This window comes from Micromonospora sp. NPDC051141, from assembly GCF_044455765.1.
GTDB lineage: Bacteria > Actinomycetota > Actinomycetes > Mycobacteriales > Micromonosporaceae > Micromonospora.
The window spans coordinates 1-16,330 of the sequence record NZ_JBITFD010000025.1; the positions used below are offsets into that span (position 1 = coordinate 1).

A 16,330-nucleotide genomic window follows, 5' to 3' on the forward strand; every position below is an offset into this window, starting at 1 on the left:
CCGCCCGCCGCACCCCACCCACGCACCGCCCGCCGCACCCCACCCACGCACCGCCCGCCGCACCCCACCCACGCACCGCCCGCCGCACCCCACCCGCGCATCGCCCGCCGCGCCCCACCCACCGCGCCTCACCGTGCATCGCCCGCCACAGCCCATCGCGCACCGTTGGGAGAGTGCGGCGCGGCCGTCGCGGACGGGTGTCCGGGGCGCGTCCCGTCGACGACCTCGACCGCTGCCGGTCGAGGAAGGTACCCCGGGTGCCTACGGACCTGATCGCATAACCGACTCACCGTGGCAGCGGTCGCGGAGACGCTGTCGATCCGCGAGCTGGCCGAACCGCGACGCGCCCTCGCCACTACGCTTGACCCGTCCACGCCCTCAGGTTGGTAGGCGCGGAGAAGGATGCTCCGGCTGCTCAGGCACCATGCGGACGACACCCAGGGCCGCGGCTCGGTCTGGCACCAGGCGAGGCCGGCTGGCGAGACCCAATGCAGGGCGGATCAGAGCAGACGGCCTGAGCGAGCGGGCGGGCCGAGCGAACGGGCAAGCCGAGTAAACGGGCAAGCGGGCAAGCGGGCAAGCCAAGTAGGCGGGCCGACAGGTAGGCGGGCCGGAAGGCAGGAGGACCGGAAGGCAGGAGGGCCGGAGCGGGCGGTCAGCTCGGGTGGCCGGAGAGCAACGCCCGAGTCGCGTCCCACCCCTCGAACGCCGGATCCAGGGCACCGAGGTCGGCCGGGCCGCGCAGGCGTCGCCAGCCGGCGGTCACCGCCACGTCGCCGGGCCGGGGCGCGGCGGCCCGCACCTCGCCCGGCACGGCCGTGTCGAGGTCCAGCGCCGGCACCCACTTCGGTACGGGCAGGCGCGCGGCCACTCCGAGCAGGCCCGGCCCGTTACCTTCCGCCGGAGCGACGGCCACCGGCCGGCTGGACAGCGGCCGGAGCAGCTTGCCGAGGGTGAGACCGGGCACGTCCGGCGCGTCGGCGGCGACCACGGCAGCCTGGTCGTAGCCGTTGAGCGCCGCGAAGACGGCGTTCGGGGTGGGCTCGGGCACCTCGTGCACGGAGGTGCCGGGCCAGACCACCGCGTCGGCCAACCAGCGGTCCGCCGGGGTGACCGCCACCGCGGTCTCCACCTCGTTCAGCGTGGCCAGCAGGTCTACCACGTCCTCGGCGAGGGCGGTCCGCCACCGGGCCGGCTCGACTCCCGGCGGTGCCCAGGTCACCGGGCCGAGCAACGCCACCACCACACGTCGGACCATTCGCCGACCCTAACCCCGCACCCATGATCCCGCCCCCCACCGCCTCTCCGCAGCGCGGCACATCCCCCCACCACGCCCTCAAGCCCACACCGCCGCCGCGTGACGCGCCGGGGCACCGGGCCGGCGTCGGGCCGCCGAGCCGCCGAGCCGCAGGGCCGCAGGGCCGCAGGGCCGCAGGGCCGCAGGGCCGCAGGGCCGCAGGGCCGCAGGGCCGCAGGGCCGCAGGGCCGCAGGGCCGCACTTGCACGGAAAGTGGGGCTATTCAGGCCCGGATAGCCCCACTTTCGGTGAATCAGGGCGCGGGGCGACGGAAGGCGGGGCGACCGGCGACCGGCGGCGGGGCGACCGGCGACCGGTGGTGGGGCGGGTCAGGGGAGGCCGGCGGTGGCGGCGACGCCCTCCAGATAGCCGCGGGCCCGTTCGGCGCGGGGATAGCGGGCGACCAGGGCCCAGAACTGGGCGTTGTGGCTGGGCACGATCAGGTGCGTCAGTTCGTGCAGCAGGACATAGTCGATCACCCAGTCGGGCATGTCCTGGATCCGGTGGGAGATCCGGATGGTGCGGTCGGCCGGGGTGCAGGAACCCCAGCGGCCGTTCTGGTTGGTCACCCAGCGGACGCTCGCCGGTTCCGCGGCCGATCCATGTTCCGGCAGGTAGAGGCCGATCAGGCGAGTGGCCCGGGCGAGCAGTTCGGCGTCCGAGCGGGCGAACCGGCCCTCCCGGGCGGCCAGCCGGGCCAGCATCCGGTCGACCCACTCGCTCTCCTCGGCCCGGGAGAACTGGTCGGGGATGAGCACGACGACGCGCTCCCCGTCCCGGTACGCGGACACCGTGCGTCGCCGGCGCTGGCTGCGCCGCACCTCGACGACGGGCTTCCGCGTCCCGGCCATTACCGGGCCGCGCAGCCTCGGTTGACTGTCACGAGGGAAAGCTAATGCGTACTGACCAGGGCTCCGCAAGAGTAAACAAGACGACACGCGCCCGGAAAATGGCGATTGGTTGTCAGGAGTCCTGAAAAATTTCTTTGCGACGGTAGGTAACCATCACCCGCCGGCCGTCGCTCACGTTAGGTGATCTACGGCGGGCCGGTGGCGGCGGGGCCGCGCGAAGGGGATCTGAGCGCATTTACCCGGCGTGTCCCCCCGAAACTCACTTATCAGACGTTACTCGACGTGCACACTCTCGTCGTCGACTTGCTCACAGAGTCGGCGTACAGCTGACATGGAACCACCCAGACCTGGGTAGGGTCCGCCAACCAGTGATCAGGAGACTGATCACGGAGAACCCCCGGCGCCGGTCCACGTGTGGCCCGTCGCAGGGATAACCCGCCGGGACACCTCCGGCGGACGAGACGAGGAGGCTACCGTGGCCGACCAGGCCCAGACCTACAACGGTTACTGCGTCAAGTGCAAGGAGAAGCGGGACTTCGAGGGGCACGTGGAGGTCTCGAAGACCGGCATGAACATGGCCAAGGGCAAGTGCCCGGTGTGCGGCACAACAGTGAACCGCATCCTGGGCAAGGCGAAGGTCTGACCCGTTCGGGTCGTCCGGGGAGGGGTGGCCACGGCCGCCCCTCCCCGTCGCGTATCCGACATCACTACCGGCGAGTTGTGGAAAAACGGCGTGCCCCTGTGGACAACGCTGGCTGAGGCACGGCAAGCCTGTGGACAACGAGCGACTGAGCGCACGGACACGGTCACCATTCGTGGCGTGACGCATCCAACTCCACTCCCCCGCCCCATGCTGCTGCCCGGCCTGACCAGGCTGTGGCGCGACCGGCGCACGCTCCAGCTGGGCATGGAGCCCGGCCCGGCGGTGCTGGTCGAGGTGGCCACTCCCGGCAGCGCCCACCTGCTCGACCTGCTCGACGGCACCCGTAGCGAACGCGCCGTCCTGGCCGCCGCCACCGCCGCCCGGGTGCCGGCGGGCGAGGCGCGTGCCCTGCTCGACGCGCTCCGGGACGCCGGACTGGTCGTACCCGCGCAGACGCTGCTCCCCCGTGACCTCACCGGGCCGGTCCGGGCCCGGTTGACCGCGGAGGCGGACGCCCTGGCCCTGGCCGCCCGCGACCTGCCCGGCACGCCGGCGCGGCTACTGCGCCGCCGCCGGGCCGCCCGGGTGCTGGTGACCGGTGCGGGCCGGCTCGGCGCCGCGGTCGCCGTGGCGCTGGCCCAGGCCGGGGTGGGGCACGTCGTACCCGAGCTGTCCGGCCCGGTCCGCGCCGGCGACCTGGTCGGGACCGGCCTGACCGGCGCGGAGCTGGGTCGCCCGCTGGCCGCGGCGGTGTGCGCGGCGCTGGGACGCTGTGCGCCGGGCACGGCCACCGGGCCGCTGCGGTCCGGCCGCCCCGACCTGGTGGTGCAGCTCGGCGTCGGTCGGCCGGCCGAGGCGCTCGCCATCGGGTACGCCCAGCGACGGCAACCCCACCTCCTGCTCGACCTGCGCGGCGGCGTACCCGTGGTCGGGCCGCTGGTCCGCCCGCCCGCCGGTCCCTGCCTGCGCTGCCTCGACCTGCACCGCGCCGACCGCGATCCGGACTGGCCGGCGCTCGCCGCCCAGCTCGCGACCGACCGGGGCGAGCCGGGCTGCGCGGCCACCACCCGGCTCGCCGCGGTGGCGTTCGCGGCGGCCGAGGTGCTGGCCCAGCTCGACGGCGGCACCCCGGAGACGCTCGGTGCGGCGGTGGAGGTGCGGGGGGCCGGTCGTCTCCGGCATCGCCGGTGGCCCCCGCACCCCTCCTGCGGCTGCTGCGGGCGTCGCCCGATCCGGTCGGCCCTACCCGCTCCCGGCCGCACGGCAGCAGCGAGCCCCTCGCGTCGGTAACAATGGCCGGGTGACCGACATCCCGCGCCGCGCCGTGTCCCGCACCGCCAAACTCGCCGCCCTGCCGCTCGGATTCGCCGGTCGAACCGTCCTCGGCATGGGCAAGCGGGTGACCGGCCTCGCGTCCGACGTCATCTCCGCCGAGATCCAGCAGCGCACCGCCGAGCAGTTGTTCAGCGTCCTCGGGCAGCTCAAGGGCGGTGCGATGAAGTTCGGTCAGGCCCTGTCGGTCTTCGAGGCGGCGCTGCCCGAGGAGGTCGCCGCGCCCTACCGGCAGGCGCTCACCAAGCTTCAGGAGGCCGCCCCGCCGCTGCCCGCGGCGACCGTGCACAAGGTGCTGGCCGAGCAGCTCGGGCCGGACTGGCGGGACCGGTTCGTCTCCTTCGACGACACCCCGGCCGCCGCGGCCAGCATCGGCCAGGTGCACCGGGCGGTCTGGCGCGACCCGGGGTACGGGCCGGACGGCGGCCCGCTGCACCGGGACGTGGCCGTGAAGATCCAGTACCCGGGCGCCGGCGAGGCCCTGCTCGCCGACCTCAAGCAGCTCTCCCGGCTGGGCGGCATGTTCCGGGCGATCCAGCCGGGTCTGGACGTCAAGCCGCTCCTGGCCGAGCTGCGCGAGCGGATCACCGAGGAGCTGGACTACGAGCTGGAGGCCGAGTCGCAGCGGGCGTTCGCCGCCGCGTACGCGGACGACCCGGACATCTTCATCCCGGAGGTGCTCGACGCCGCGCCCCGGGTGCTGATCACCGAGTGGGTGGAGGGCATCCCGCTGTCCACGATCATCCGGGAGGGCACCGAGGAGCAGCGGAACGAGGCCGGGCGGCTGATGGCGGAGCTGCACCTCTCCGCGCCGGAGCGGGCCGGGCTGCTGCACGCCGACCCGCACCCGGGCAACTTCCGGCTGCTGCCCGACGGCCGGCTCGGTGTGATCGACTTCGGCGCGGTGGCCCGGATGCCGGAGGGCACGCCCGAGCCGATCGGCCGGATCGCCGCGCTGGCGCTGCGCGGCGACGCCGACGGGGTGGTGGACGGGCTGCGCGACGAGGGCTTCGTCAGCCGGACCGAGCCGATCGACGCGCAGGGGGTGCTCGACTTCCTCCGCCCGATGCTGGAGCCGATCGCCGCCGACGAGTTCCGCTTCACCCGGGCCTGGCTGCGGGGTGAGGCGGGCCGGCTGGCCAGCCCGCGCTCCCCCGCGTACCAGCTCAGCCGGCAGCTCAACCTGCCGCCGTCGTACCTGATGATCCATCGGGTGACGCTGGGGTCGATCGGGGTGCTCTGCCAGTTGGAGGCGAAGGCGTCCTACCGGGCCATCCTGGAACGCTGGCTGCCCGGCTTCGCGGCGGTGGCCTGACGACACGGGTACGCCGAAGGGGCGGCGACCATCCGGTCACCGCCCCTTCCTCAGTGGTTCGATCTAGAGAACGCCCAGGTCGCGAGCCGACTGGCCGCGACTCCGCATGGCGACGGTACGGGCGGAACGGGTTGCCTCAGTGCTCGTGGTGGTGCGACCGGCCTGAGGCCGGCGCATTCGAGCCCTCGACAACGCTTCGTGGAGTAGTTGCATCTCGGTTCCGTTCGGCAGGTGCAGCACGGGTTTCTCTCTCTCGTTCGGCCGGTGGAGGGACACCGGCGTCGGTCGGCTTCGGAACGTAGGTGTGTCAGGCTGCCAGCCGGACGGCGCTACGCGACTCGGACAGCCCGCTGGCCGCCAGTCGCGCCTCCGCCTCGACCCGGAGCTGGGCGTCGCGGGCGAGGTCCTCCTTACGCGGACGGCCACGGGGCCGCTTGCGCGGGACGACCGCGCCACGCTCGAAGATCTCGCCGCCCCAGACGCCCCAGGGCTCGGCCCGCTCGACCGCCCCGGCCAGGCACTCGACGCGCAGCGGGCAGTCCCCGCAGAGCGACTTGGCCAGTTCGAGTTCGGCAGGCTGGTCGGAGAACCACAGGTCGGGGTCGAACTTCCGGCAGGGCAGGTTCGCCTCCACCTCGACGCTCACGTCGAGTGGGGCCAACGCCAGACTCATCCTCCGGTCACCTCTCTCTCACTTCGATCTCGTGGATCGCATTCGGTACTTCGGCGGGGCAAAAAACTGAGGCCGCGGATCCCGGTAGCGGGTTCCGCGGCCTCGAGGTGAGCCGGTGGTCTGATGGATCAGACCGGTCTACCTCGAGGTGGAACGCCGCGGACATCGGTGCGCTTCTTGCCGCCATCGATGCCCATGCCCGTGAAGCCACTGGTCCCCTCGACTCCGCGCAGCGGCGCGACGGTCAGGTTCAGCTCGGCCTGAACCTGGACCTGGTGCACCTGCGGAGCCGACGGTCGAGCGGCAAGGGCCACCCGGACAGCCGACAGCGGAGCGCAGGCAGCTGGCATCGCCGCCGGACGCTCATAGGTGTAAATCTCCATTGGTGCCACCTCCCTGACTCTCCTCGTGCCGACCATGGACTCATCCCCCGTGAGCAGCCAGAACGGCGCCGCTCGCGTGGTGTGTCCTGAGGCTATTCCTCGCACTCGGGGGAGGGCAAACGATTTACGGACTCATTTCGAAAGTTTTCTGCGGGCAGAACGTCGTCCACGGTGGCGCCGGCCACCAGGGCCAGCACCGGGTCGCCGTACAGCCCCACCTTCCGGGGTCCGATGCCGGCGATCGCGACCAGCTCCTCGGTGCGTCCCGGCTTCCGCTCCGCCAGCGCGGTGAGCGTGGCGTCGGTGAAGACGACGTAGGCCGGCACCCGCTGCACGCCGGCCACCCGCTGCCGCCAGTCGCGCAGCCGCGCGTACAGCTCCTCGTCCAGGTCCGACGGGCAGGTCGGGCAGCGGCCCAGCTTGCGGTCCGCGCCGGCGAGCAGCGTGGCGCCGCAGATCCGGCAGGAGACCACCTGCGGTCGTCGCCGCTCGGCCCGCCGCGCCGGGCTGCCGGCGCCGGCCCGCTCGCCGCCGCCCGAGCGGTCGAGCTGCGGCAGGAAGCGGGACGGCCGCCGGGCCCGACCGCCGGGCGAACGCGCCGCCGCGTACGACAGCCAGAGCCACTCCCGGGCCCGGGTGATGCCCACGTAGAGCAGCCGCCGCTCCTCCTCGACCTGCTCGGGCGTCTTCGCGTACGTGGTGGGCAGCGTGCCCTCGGCCAGCCCGACCAGGAACACCGCGTCCCACTCCAGGCCCTTCGCCGAGTGCAGCGAGGCCAGCGTCACGCCGTCCACGGTGGGCACGTGCTGCTGGGCGGCCCGCCGGGCCAGCTCCTCGGTGAAGCCGGCCAGCGTCGCCTGACGTTCGACCGTGGCGGCCTCCCCGATCGGCAGCACCTCGGGCGTGGCCGCGTACTCCTCGGCGAGCTGGAGCAGCGCGGCGAGCGCCTCCCAGCGCTCGCGGGCGGCGCCGCCGGCCGGCGGCGCGTCGGGTGCCCAGCCGACCGCGGCGAGCCCTTCCACCACGGCGGCCGGCAGCGGCGTCTCCCCGGGGATGGACCGGGTGGCGGCGCGCAGCGCGATCATCGCCTGACGCACCTCGGGCCGCTCGAAGAACCGCTCCGCGCCTTGGAGCACGTACGGCACCTCGGCCTCGGAGAGCGCCTTCTCGTACGCCTCGGACTGCGCGTTGGTGCGGAACAGCACGGCGATCTCGCGGGCCGGGGTGCCGCCGGCCACCAGCGCCCGGCAGCGGGCCGCGACGGCGGTGGCCTCGGCCGGCTCGTCGGTGAAGATCCGCAGTTCCGGCTCGGGGCCGGGCCGGCGCTGGCCGTGCAGCTCCAGCCGCAGCCGCGCCTCGGCGCCCCGGGCCTGCGAGATCACCGCGTTGGCCAGGCCCACCACCTGCGGGGTGGAGCGGTAGTCGCGGACCAGCCGCACCACCGTCGCGCCACGGTGGTGGCGGGGGAAGTCGACCAGGTACGACGAGGTCGCGCCGGTGAACGAGTAGATCGTCTGGCTGGCGTCGCCGACCACGGTGAGGTCCTCGCGCCCGCCGAGCCAGACGTCCAGCAGCCGCTGCTGGAGCGGGTTGACGTCCTGGTACTCGTCGACCACGAAGTGGCGGTACTGGCTGCGCACCTGCTCGGCCACGTCCGGGTGCTCCTCGATCCCCCAGACCGCGGCGCGCAGCATGTCCTCGAAGTCGATCACCCCGTTGCCGCGCTTGAGCCGCTCGTACGCGACGAACACCTCCGCCACCCGCGCCGGCTCGTACGGCGTCTCGCGCCGCGCCTTGGCCGCCGCGACCACGTACTCGTCCGGCTCGACCAGGGAGGACTTGGCCCACTCGATCTCGGCGGCAAGGTCACGCGCGGCGGCCCGGTCGGTGCGCAGGCCCAGCTTGGCGGCGGCCAGCGTGACCACCCGCACCTTGCTGTCCAGCAGCTCCGGCATGGCCCGCCCGGCCAGCAGCCGGGGCGCGAAGTAGCGGACCTGGCGCAGCGCCGCGGCATGGAACGTGCGCGCCTGCACCCCCTGCACCCCGAGCACGCCGAGCCGGCTGCGCATCTCGGCCGCCGCGCGGGCGGTGAACGTGACCGCCAGCACGTGCCGGGCGGAGATGTCGCCGGACAACGCCCGGTAGGCGATCCGCGACGTCACCGCCCGGGTCTTGCCGGTGCCGGCGCCGGCCAGGATGCAGACCGGGCCGGCCGGGGCGGTCACCGCCGACCGTTGCTCCGGATCGAGCCCGGCCAGCACCCGTTCCGCCGCTGAGTGAACCCCCACGACAGGGAATCATCCCAGCCCCGTCCGACGTTGCAGCGGTTAGCCTGGCCTGATCGGACCGGGCGCGGGCCCACTCTTGGAGGACCAGACCATGTTGACGATGTATTCCACCACGTGGTGCGGCTACTGCCACCGGCTGAAGTCGCAGCTCGACCGGGAGGGCATCGCGTACGAGGTGGTCGACATCGAGCAGGACAGCACGGCGGCGGAGTTCGTGCGGGGCGTCAACGGCGGCAACCAGACCGTGCCGACGCTGCGCTTCGCCGACGGCAGCGCCCTGACCAACCCCTCGATCAACCAGGTCAAGCAGCACCTCGCCGCCCTGCCCGGCTGACCTGCTTCCCGTAGCCGCCGGTCGGCCGTGCCCGGATTCGGGGGCGCGGCCGACCAGCGCCGGTCACGGCGTCCGGCGCCGGCGGCTGGCGGCGAGCAGCTCGTCGTCGAGCGGCCGGCGGGGCGTCGGGACGCGGGCCGGGCCGGCCGTTCCCGGCGGGGTGAGGCGACGACCGCGCCAGAGGTAGAGTCCGCCGCCCGTGGTGACGGTGCCGACCAGCACGAACAGCAGCCGGTAGTCGAAGACGCCGACGAGCAGCGCGCCGGTGCCGATGGAGACCGCCTGCGGCCCGCTGACCAGCGCCCGGGACGCGGCGGTGACCCGGCCCAGCAGCCCCGGCGGGGTCCGTCGTTGGACGAGCGTGGACAACCCCACCATGGTCAGCGGCAGCGAGACGCCGGCCAGCAGCAGCGCCACCACCCCGAGCCAGAGCCGGGGGTACGCCAGCGCCAGCGCGGCCGGGCCGAAGAACGTCACGCCGGTGGCCAGCGCGCCCAGCTCACCGAGCCGGCGGACCACGGCGGCGGAGAGCAGCCCGCCGACCAGACCGCCCACCCCCTGCACCATGACCAGCACACCGACGAACGCCGCGTCGCGGTGCAGGCCCAGGTCGACGTACGCGAAGATCAGCGACTCGGTGAAGCCCATCACCAGCGAGGCGACGCCGTAGCCGACCAGGGCCCGGCGCAGCGCCGCCTCCCGGGCCAGGTGGCGCAGCCCGGCGCCCAGTCCGGCCGGCCAGTGGCTCCCGGCCCCGGTCGGTGTGTTCTCCTGCACCCGGAGCAGCCCGACCACGGCGGCGGCGAGCAGGAACCCGGCCATGGCCAGGAGCACCAGCAGCCAGCCACCGACGGCCGCGTAGATGCCGGCCCCGGTGAGCGGCCCGACCAGCCGCAGCCCCTGCCGGACGGTCTGCAGGGCCCCGTTCGCGTCGGCCAGCAGGTCGGCCGGCACCAGGTGCCGGATCAGCCCGTTGAGCGCGGCGGTCAGCGTGATCGAGGAGAGGCCGTAGAGCGCCGCGACCAGGTAGATCACCCAGACGTCCCCGCGGTCGCGCACCGTGAGCAGTGGGCCGAGGAGCACGGCGGCGAGCAGGTCGGCGGCGATGAAGAAGGGTCGGCGGCGGTAGCGGTCGACCACCCAGCCGACCAGCGGGGCGAGCGCCATCGGCGCGATCACGGCGAAGAGGGTGGCGCCGGCCATGCTGTCCGAGCCGGTCAGGTCCTTCACCCAGACGGCGAGCGCGAGCAGCAGGATCGACTCCGCCGCCAGGCTCGCCACCATCGCGGCGAAGAGCAGGCGGAAGTCGGGGCGGCGCAGGACGGTGCGCATCGGTTTCCCTCCGGCAGGTGCGCCCGAGGGCGCGTCGGGGCGGGCGCCGGCGAAGGCGCTCTCCACAGTCCTCTTTTTGTCTCTCGTGACACGCCCTCGCCGGACCTGCCGACACCGGTCGCGCCGTCCATACTGACCGTGGGGGGCGAATTTCATACAGTTACCGTCGCCTCTCGCGACGGTCGACGGAGAAGAGGACGCCGTGCCTCCTGCCGCACCAGGCCCGTTTCTGCGCCGTCGCCGCCTCGGCATCGAGCTGCGCCGGCTCCGCGAACAGGCCGGTCTCACCGGTGACCAGGTCATCGAGGGGATCGGCTGGGCCTCCGCCTCCAAACTGTCCCGCCTGGAGAACGGCCGCAGCCGGCCCGACCCGGACGACGTGGACGCGTTGCTCACGCTCTACGGCGTCGCCGCCGGGCTGCGCGCGGAGCTGACCACGATCGCCCACGAGGCCGGCGACATGCGCGGCTGGCTGCGCAACTTCCCGGTGATGACCCAGCAGCAGCGCGCCTTCGCCGAGCTGGAGGCGGGCTGCGCGGAGATCTCCGAGTACAACCCGGTGCTGGTGCCGGGGCTGTTGCAGACCCCCGGCTACGCCCGGCACCGGATCCTGTCCGCGGCCCGGGTGGCCGAGGAGGCGGGCGATCCGGAGTCGGAGAATCCGGAGGCCGAGGTGGGCGCCCGGCAGGCCCGCCAGTCGCTGCTGGTCCACGTGCCCCGGTACACCGCCGTGCTGGAGGAGGCCGCGCTGGACCGGCGCGCCGGCCCGCCGGACGTGCTGCGGGACCAACTCGTCCACCTGTGCGAGCTGGCCGACATGCCGAACGTGGAGCTGCGCCTGCTGCTCCGGGACACCCGGGTCGGCGACTGGTACGTCCCGCCGACCGCGTTCTCGCTCTACCGGTTCGCCGACCCGCTCGATCCGGAGACGCTCGCCATCGAAAGTGGGTTCACCGACGTCATGTCGACCGAGGTGAGCACCCTAAATCGCTATAAAGTGGTGTTCGAGTGGCTATGCAAGTCGGCACTCTCCGCATCGGACACCCACTCCTGGCTGACCGAGGCGACCGGACGGCCGACCGGCACGGCAGTCGAGTCCACCGCGGCGTACGGGCCGGCAACGGCGCCGACCCAGCGCCGCCGTGACTCGGGGCGCCTCACGTCGGAGCGGTGATCCCCGCGCCCGACGTCGGCGTCGCTCGTCCCCATCGGAGCACCTCACCAGGAGCAGGACACCATGAACCAGATCCACACCAGCACGACCTCCCTCGCCGGCGCCGCCTGGCGCAAGAGCACCCGCAGCCAGACCTCGAACTGCGTGGAGGTCGCGCCGCTCGGCACCGGGCCGGCGAGCATGGCGTTGCGGGACAGCAAGGACCCGAGCGGGCCGGTGCTGCTGTTCAACCGGGCCGGCTGGCTCGGCTTCATCGCCGGCGCGAAGAACGGCCAGTTCGACCTGAACTGATCCGGCGAGGGCCCGGGGGCCGTCGGCGTCATGCCGGCGGCCCCTCGCACGTCCACCCCGGACAACCGTCCTGACCTGCCATCCTCCGAACGGTCGAGCTGCCTCGTTTCACTTGCTGGGACGACCTGCCGGCGTACGATGTCGCTTGAGTGACGTGGAAGTTCCACCGCGTATCCGTCCACTTCCGGGGGACACCATGCGGTTCCTGATCGTCCGCACCGAGATCCGCAGCGCCGCCGACGCCGACATCGCCGCCGCCTGGGCCGGCGGGGGACGGCTGCGGGACGAGACCCGTGCGCCGGAACCACGTCGTCAGGTCGTGCACGCCGAGAACCGGGACGCCGCCCTCCTGCTCGCCCGCGCCCTGTCCGCCGTCGGGGCGGTCCGCGCCGGCCGGCACCGGGTCAAGGTGCTGCCCATCGAGGAGCACTCCCCCGGCCGCCCCTACCGGTGGGACGGCGGGTGACCGACCGCTGCTGACGTCCGTCGTGGCCGGACCGGCTCCCCCGCCGTGCTCCACGCCTCACCCGGCCACGACGGCCCGTGTTCCCGGCCCCGGACCGCCGCGGCAACGACGGTCCGGGCCGGGACCGCGTAAGGAGGGGCCCCCGCTTAACGCCTCCGGCATAGGCGGGGCCCCTTCTCAACGCACCGGCTCAGGGCCGGCGCGCCCGCCGCGGCCGGGACAGCCTCCGGCCGCCCCGGTCAGCAGTGGCCGCCCGGTCAGCAGTGGCCGTCGAGCCAGCGGTGCACCAGGAACAACGCGATCGACGACGGCGGAGGCAGCAGCAGGAGGTCCCCGCCGTCCACCCGGACCGGCTCGCCGGCCAGCGCGGCGCCGATCTCCCGGCGGCTGAACCACCGCGCGTGCGCGATCTCGGTCGGGTCGACCCGGATCGGCTCGTCGGCGTCGGCCCGGGCCAGGAAGCCGAGCATCAGCGAGCCGGGGAACGGCCAGGCCTGGCTGGACACGTACGCGATCTCCCCGACCGCGACGCCGACCTCCTCGCGGACCTCGCGCAGCACGGCGGCCTCGGCCGACTCGCCAGGCTCGACGTAACCGGCCAGGCAGGAGTAGCGGCGCCGACCCGGGGTGCTCGGCCAGGCGGCGTTGTTGCCCAGCAGACAGCGGCCCTCCGGGCCGTCCACCCCGTCGTGCACCAGCACGATCATGGCCGGGTCGGTACGCGGCCAGGTCCGGTGGCCACCCGGGTCGACCCGGGACCAGCCGGCCTCGTCGACCTGCGTCGGCTGCCCGGTGGACGCCGAGTAGCCGTGCCGCAGGTGCCAGTTGAGCAGCGCCAACGCGGTGGTGAACAGGCCCGCGTCCCGGTCGGTCATCAGGTGGCCGACCTCACGCAGATGCGCCCGGCGGGTGCCCGGCAGCGCGGGCAGCGGGCTGTCCACCGCGAACACCGGCACCCCGTCCGGCTCCACGCCGAGGAACATCGGCACCGAGCGGGGCACCTCGGGCAGCTCACCGGCGCCGACCAGGACCAGCTCCGGCGGGGCCACCTCGCCGCGGACCAGGGCGCGGCCCTCGTCGGTCGAGTCCAGCACCAGCACCCGGGCCTGCTCCCACGCCTCGGCCAGCCAGGCCGGGTCGGTACGCCGGTGCGCGGCCCGGTCCACCGTGGACCGGGCCAGCGGCGGCGCCGGCTCGCCGCTCACGTGGATGCGTCCTCCGTGCGCACGGGCACGAGCGCGGCGAGCGAGTCGGCCACCCGGGCCGCGTCGCCGAGCACCACGGTGACCGCCTTCGCCGGGGCGAGGTACCGGGCCGCCACCTCGGCGACGTCGTCAACGGTCGCGGCGGCCAGCCGGGCGGCGTGCTCGGCGAGGTAGTCCAGCCGCAGCCCGTTGCCGGCGTACGCGCTGGTCAGCGATGCCAGGCCGGCCTGGGTGGACATGCCGAGCTGGAGCGTGCCGAGCGCGTACTGGCGGGCCTGTTCCAGCTCGTCCGGCTTCGGCGGCACGGTGGCCAGCCGGCCCAGCTCGTAGCTGGTCTCCAGCAGCGCGGGCGCGGTCACCTCGGTGGCCACCTCGGCGCCGGCCACCAGCACCGACCCGGCCACCGAGTGCTCGACCACGGAGTGCGGCCCGTACGTGTAGCCCTTGTCCTCCCGGATGTTCTCCACCCAGCGGGACGAGAAGTAGCCGCCGAAGAGCAGGTTGGCCAGTTGCAACGCGGCGTGGTCGGGGTGGGTGCGGGGCACCGCCGGCAGCGCGAGGCGCAGCGAGGACTGCACCGAGCCGGGCCGGTCGACGAGCAGCAGCGGACCGGGCTCCAGCGGCGGCGCGGGCGGCAGCTCGGCGACGTGACCGTCGCCCCGCCAGCCGGCGAGCGCCGCCTCGGCCGCGTCCAGCGCCCGCGCCGGCTGCACGTCGCCGACCAGCACCAGCACCGCCCCGGCCGGGTGCACCCGCTCGGCGTGCAGCCGACGCAGCGCGGCCGGGCGGACCGCCCGCACCTGGTCGGGCTCGGGCGTCTGCGTCGCGTACGGGTGGCGGCCGTAGACGCGCGTGAGCAGCGCGGTCCGGGCCAGGTGGGACGGCTGGCTCTGGGCGACCTGGATCCGGTCGACGAGACGGTCCCGCTCGGTGGCCACCCAGTCGGCCGGGTAGCTGGCGCCGGTGAGCACCTCGGCGAGCAGCTCCAGCATCCGGTCCAGCCCGGTCACCAGGCCGGCGCCGGAGAGCATCAGCCGGTCCGGGTCGACGCCGGCGGAGAGCCCGCCGCCGACCTTCTGGAGCTCGGCGGCGATCTCGGTGGCGCTGTGCGCCTCGGTGCCGGCCAGCACGGTCTGCGCCAGCATCGCGCCGCGGGCCAGGTGGGCCCGCCCGAACGGCATCCAGAGCCGCAGCTCGACCAGGGGTACGGCGGGCCGGCGTACCGCGATCACGGTGAGGCCGTTGCCGAGCGTGCGCTCGGCCTGCTTCGGCACGGTGAGCCGCCGGTTCGGGCCGAGCGCCGGCAACGGACGGACGGTGGTGGTCATCGGGCACCTCCGGCCACGACCTCGACGGATGCGCGACGCTCGGGCCGCAGCGTGGCGGCGGCGGCGCGGACCTGCTCCTCGGTGACCGCGCCGACCAGCCGGGGCAGTTCGTTGAGCAGCCCCGGTTCGCCGCGTTGCTGCTCCAGCACCGCCATCCGCAGCGCGCGGCCGAGCACCGCGTCGGTGTCGCGCAGCAGGTGGGTGGCCATCCGGGCCTGGGTACGCGCCAGCTCCCCGTCGGTCAGCCCGTCGGTGGCCAGCCGGTCCAGCTCCTCGTCGATGGTGCGCAGCACCTTGTCCACGTCGCCGCCGGGCGGCAGGTGGGCCTGGAGCAGCAGCGCGGTGGGGTCGCGCACGTCGAACGGGTCGCCCATGAAGCTGAGGTAGCCGCCGAGGCCGGTGACCGAGCGGTCGCGCTGCACCAGCCGCTCGACCAGCCGGGACGCGTCGCCGTCGGTGAGCACCTCGGCGAGCACCACGAAGGGCAGGTAGCCGGCGAAGTCGGTGATCGGGTCGGGCACCCGCCAGGCGCTCGCCACCGCCGGCAGCGGGGCCAGCGCGTCGGTGTACGTGCTGCGCCGCTCGGTGGTCAGGTCCGGCTCGGCGAAGTCGGGCCGCTCCGGCGCGGGGCGGGCCGGCACGTCGCCGAAGTGCCGCTCGATCAGCGCGGTCGCCTCGGCCACGTCGATGTCGCCGCTGACCGCCAGCACCGCGTTGCCGCTGGCGTAGTAGTGCCGGAAGAAGTCGGCGGCGTCGGCCACCGTCGCGGACTCCAGGTCGTCGAAGGAGCCGTAGCCGTCGTGCGCGTTGGGGAACGTGTCGAACATCACCGGCGGCAGCGTCAGCCAGGGGAACCCGCCGTACGGCCGGTTGAGCACGTTGACCCGGATCTCCTCCTTGACCACGTCGACCTGGTTGCGCAGGTTCTCCTCGGTCAGCCGGGGGCCGCGCATGCGGTCCGCCTCCAGGAACAGCGCCCGCTCCAGCGCGTTGCTCGGCAGCGTCTCGAAGTAGTCGGTGTAGTCGAAGTGGGTGGAGCCGTTGAACGTGCCGCCGGCACCCTGCACGTGCCGGAAGTGGGCGAGCTTCTCCAGGTTCTCCGAGCCCTGGAACATCAGGTGCTCGAAGAGGTGGGCGAAGCCGGTGCGGCCCTCCGGCTCGGATCGGATGCCGACGTCGTAGACCACCGCCACCCCGATCACCGGGGCGCTGCGGTCCGGAGTGAGCACCACTCGCAGACCGTTGTCGAGGGCGAACCGCTCGACCGGGTATTTCGTCGCTGGGATCTTCGCTCTCCTGGTCGGCACGAGATCGACACTAGCGCCTCCGTACCGGCCACACCGGCGGTGTGCCGTGGCCGAACGGTGGACAGATGCGGGACGGGTCTTGACGCCGCCCGGCACCCTGCCCCAGTCTTC

Annotated in this window: 15 protein-coding genes and 1 pseudogene; 7 read left to right on the forward strand and 9 right to left on the reverse strand. The window is 74.0% G+C overall.

The annotated features are described in order from the left end of the window. Positions 1 to 655: 655 nt before the first annotated feature. Both ACIA6B_RS30935 and ACIA6B_RS30940 read right to left on the reverse strand, forming a co-directional pair. The gene (locus ACIA6B_RS30935; RefSeq protein ID WP_396778793.1) at positions 656 to 1,258 is read right to left on the reverse strand and encodes a hypothetical protein; all 603 of its coding nucleotides are present in this window, start codon (positions 1,256 to 1,258) and stop codon (positions 656 to 658) included. Between the two features lie 368 nt (positions 1,259 to 1,626). Beyond that, a complete protein-coding gene (locus tag ACIA6B_RS30940) occupies positions 1,627 to 2,148 on the reverse strand; it encodes a M48 family metallopeptidase (protein ID WP_107162024.1) in 522 nt (173 codons plus the stop codon). Positions 2,149 to 2,623: 475 nt separating this feature from the next. Here ACIA6B_RS30940 and ACIA6B_RS30945 point away from each other — a divergent pair, with 475 nt between their 5' ends. The 3 genes from ACIA6B_RS30945 (at position 2,624) to ACIA6B_RS30955 (ending at position 5,438) form a co-directional block, all read left to right on the forward strand. After that, positions 2,624 to 2,791 (forward strand): DUF5679 domain-containing protein, encoded by a 168-nt coding sequence (locus tag ACIA6B_RS30945; protein ID WP_007464795.1) that lies wholly within the window; start codon positions 2,624 to 2,626, stop codon positions 2,789 to 2,791. Between the two features lie 207 nt (positions 2,792 to 2,998). Further along, entirely contained in the window at positions 2,999 to 4,081 is a 1,083-nt protein-coding gene (locus tag ACIA6B_RS30950; RefSeq protein WP_396778859.1) for a TOMM precursor leader peptide-binding protein, read from the forward strand. A 10-nt stretch (positions 4,082 to 4,091) separates the two neighbouring features. After that, the gene (locus ACIA6B_RS30955) at positions 4,092 to 5,438 is read left to right on the forward strand and encodes an ABC1 kinase family protein (protein ID WP_396778795.1); all 1,347 of its coding nucleotides are present in this window, start codon (positions 4,092 to 4,094) and stop codon (positions 5,436 to 5,438) included. A gap of 307 nt (positions 5,439 to 5,745) precedes the next feature. Here the strand turns inward: ACIA6B_RS30955 and ACIA6B_RS30960 are convergent, their stop codons facing one another. The 3 genes and pseudogenes from ACIA6B_RS30960 to ACIA6B_RS30970 all read right to left on the reverse strand — a co-directional run bounded on the left by ACIA6B_RS30960 (position 5,746) and on the right by ACIA6B_RS30970 (position 8,782). Beyond that, positions 5,746 to 6,111: a WhiB family transcriptional regulator gene (locus ACIA6B_RS30960; RefSeq protein WP_107162030.1), complete on the reverse strand. Its 366-nt coding sequence runs from the start codon at positions 6,109 to 6,111 to the stop codon at positions 5,746 to 5,748. Between the two features lie 128 nt (positions 6,112 to 6,239). After that, positions 6,240 to 6,494, reverse strand: coding sequence for a hypothetical protein (locus ACIA6B_RS30965; RefSeq protein ID WP_396778797.1), 255 nt, complete (start codon positions 6,492 to 6,494; stop codon positions 6,240 to 6,242). A gap of 124 nt (positions 6,495 to 6,618) precedes the next feature. Then, positions 6,619 to 8,782, reverse strand: a pseudogene (locus ACIA6B_RS30970) (ATP-dependent DNA helicase UvrD2). 91 nt (positions 8,783 to 8,873) lie between these two features. Between ACIA6B_RS30970 and ACIA6B_RS30975 the strand changes: the two are divergent. After that, positions 8,874 to 9,116, forward strand: coding sequence for a mycoredoxin (locus ACIA6B_RS30975; RefSeq protein ID WP_396778799.1), 243 nt, complete (start codon positions 8,874 to 8,876; stop codon positions 9,114 to 9,116). 63 nt (positions 9,117 to 9,179) lie between these two features. Here the strand turns inward: ACIA6B_RS30975 and ACIA6B_RS30980 are convergent, their stop codons facing one another. Beyond that, positions 9,180 to 10,448, reverse strand: a complete 1,269-nt coding sequence (locus ACIA6B_RS30980; RefSeq protein WP_396778801.1) for an MFS transporter — start codon at positions 10,446 to 10,448, stop codon at positions 9,180 to 9,182. Positions 10,449 to 10,650: 202 nt separating this feature from the next. Between ACIA6B_RS30980 and ACIA6B_RS30985 the strand changes: the two genes are divergently transcribed. The 3 genes from ACIA6B_RS30985 (at position 10,651) to ACIA6B_RS30995 (ending at position 12,379) form a co-directional block, all read left to right on the forward strand. After that, complete coding sequence (locus ACIA6B_RS30985) at positions 10,651 to 11,622, forward strand: helix-turn-helix domain-containing protein (RefSeq protein ID WP_396778803.1); 972 nt, start codon at positions 10,651 to 10,653, stop codon at positions 11,620 to 11,622. A 63-nt stretch (positions 11,623 to 11,685) separates the two neighbouring features. Next, entirely contained in the window at positions 11,686 to 11,913 is a 228-nt protein-coding gene (locus ACIA6B_RS30990; protein WP_396778804.1) for a DUF397 domain-containing protein, read from the forward strand. A 196-nt stretch (positions 11,914 to 12,109) separates the two neighbouring features. Next, the gene (locus ACIA6B_RS30995; RefSeq protein WP_396778806.1) at positions 12,110 to 12,379 is read left to right on the forward strand and encodes a hypothetical protein; all 270 of its coding nucleotides are present in this window, start codon (positions 12,110 to 12,112) and stop codon (positions 12,377 to 12,379) included. Between the two features lie 257 nt (positions 12,380 to 12,636). On the opposite strand, the gene nudC is transcribed toward ACIA6B_RS30995, so the two are convergent. From nudC to ACIA6B_RS31010, 3 genes are read right to left on the reverse strand one after another with little or no spacing between them, the layout of a single operon-like run. Beyond that, positions 12,637 to 13,584, reverse strand: coding sequence for an NAD(+) diphosphatase (nudC, locus tag ACIA6B_RS31000; protein ID WP_396778808.1), 948 nt, complete (start codon positions 13,582 to 13,584; stop codon positions 12,637 to 12,639). Further along, positions 13,581 to 14,912, reverse strand: coding sequence for a M16 family metallopeptidase (locus tag ACIA6B_RS31005; RefSeq protein ID WP_396778809.1), 1,332 nt, complete (start codon positions 14,910 to 14,912; stop codon positions 13,581 to 13,583). The genes nudC and ACIA6B_RS31005 overlap by 4 nt, the downstream gene beginning before the upstream one ends. After that, positions 14,909 to 16,219, reverse strand: a complete 1,311-nt coding sequence (locus ACIA6B_RS31010) for a M16 family metallopeptidase (protein WP_396778811.1) — start codon at positions 16,217 to 16,219, stop codon at positions 14,909 to 14,911. Before ACIA6B_RS31010 ends, ACIA6B_RS31005 begins: the two co-directional genes overlap by 4 nt. Positions 16,220 to 16,330: the final 111 nt, after the last annotated feature.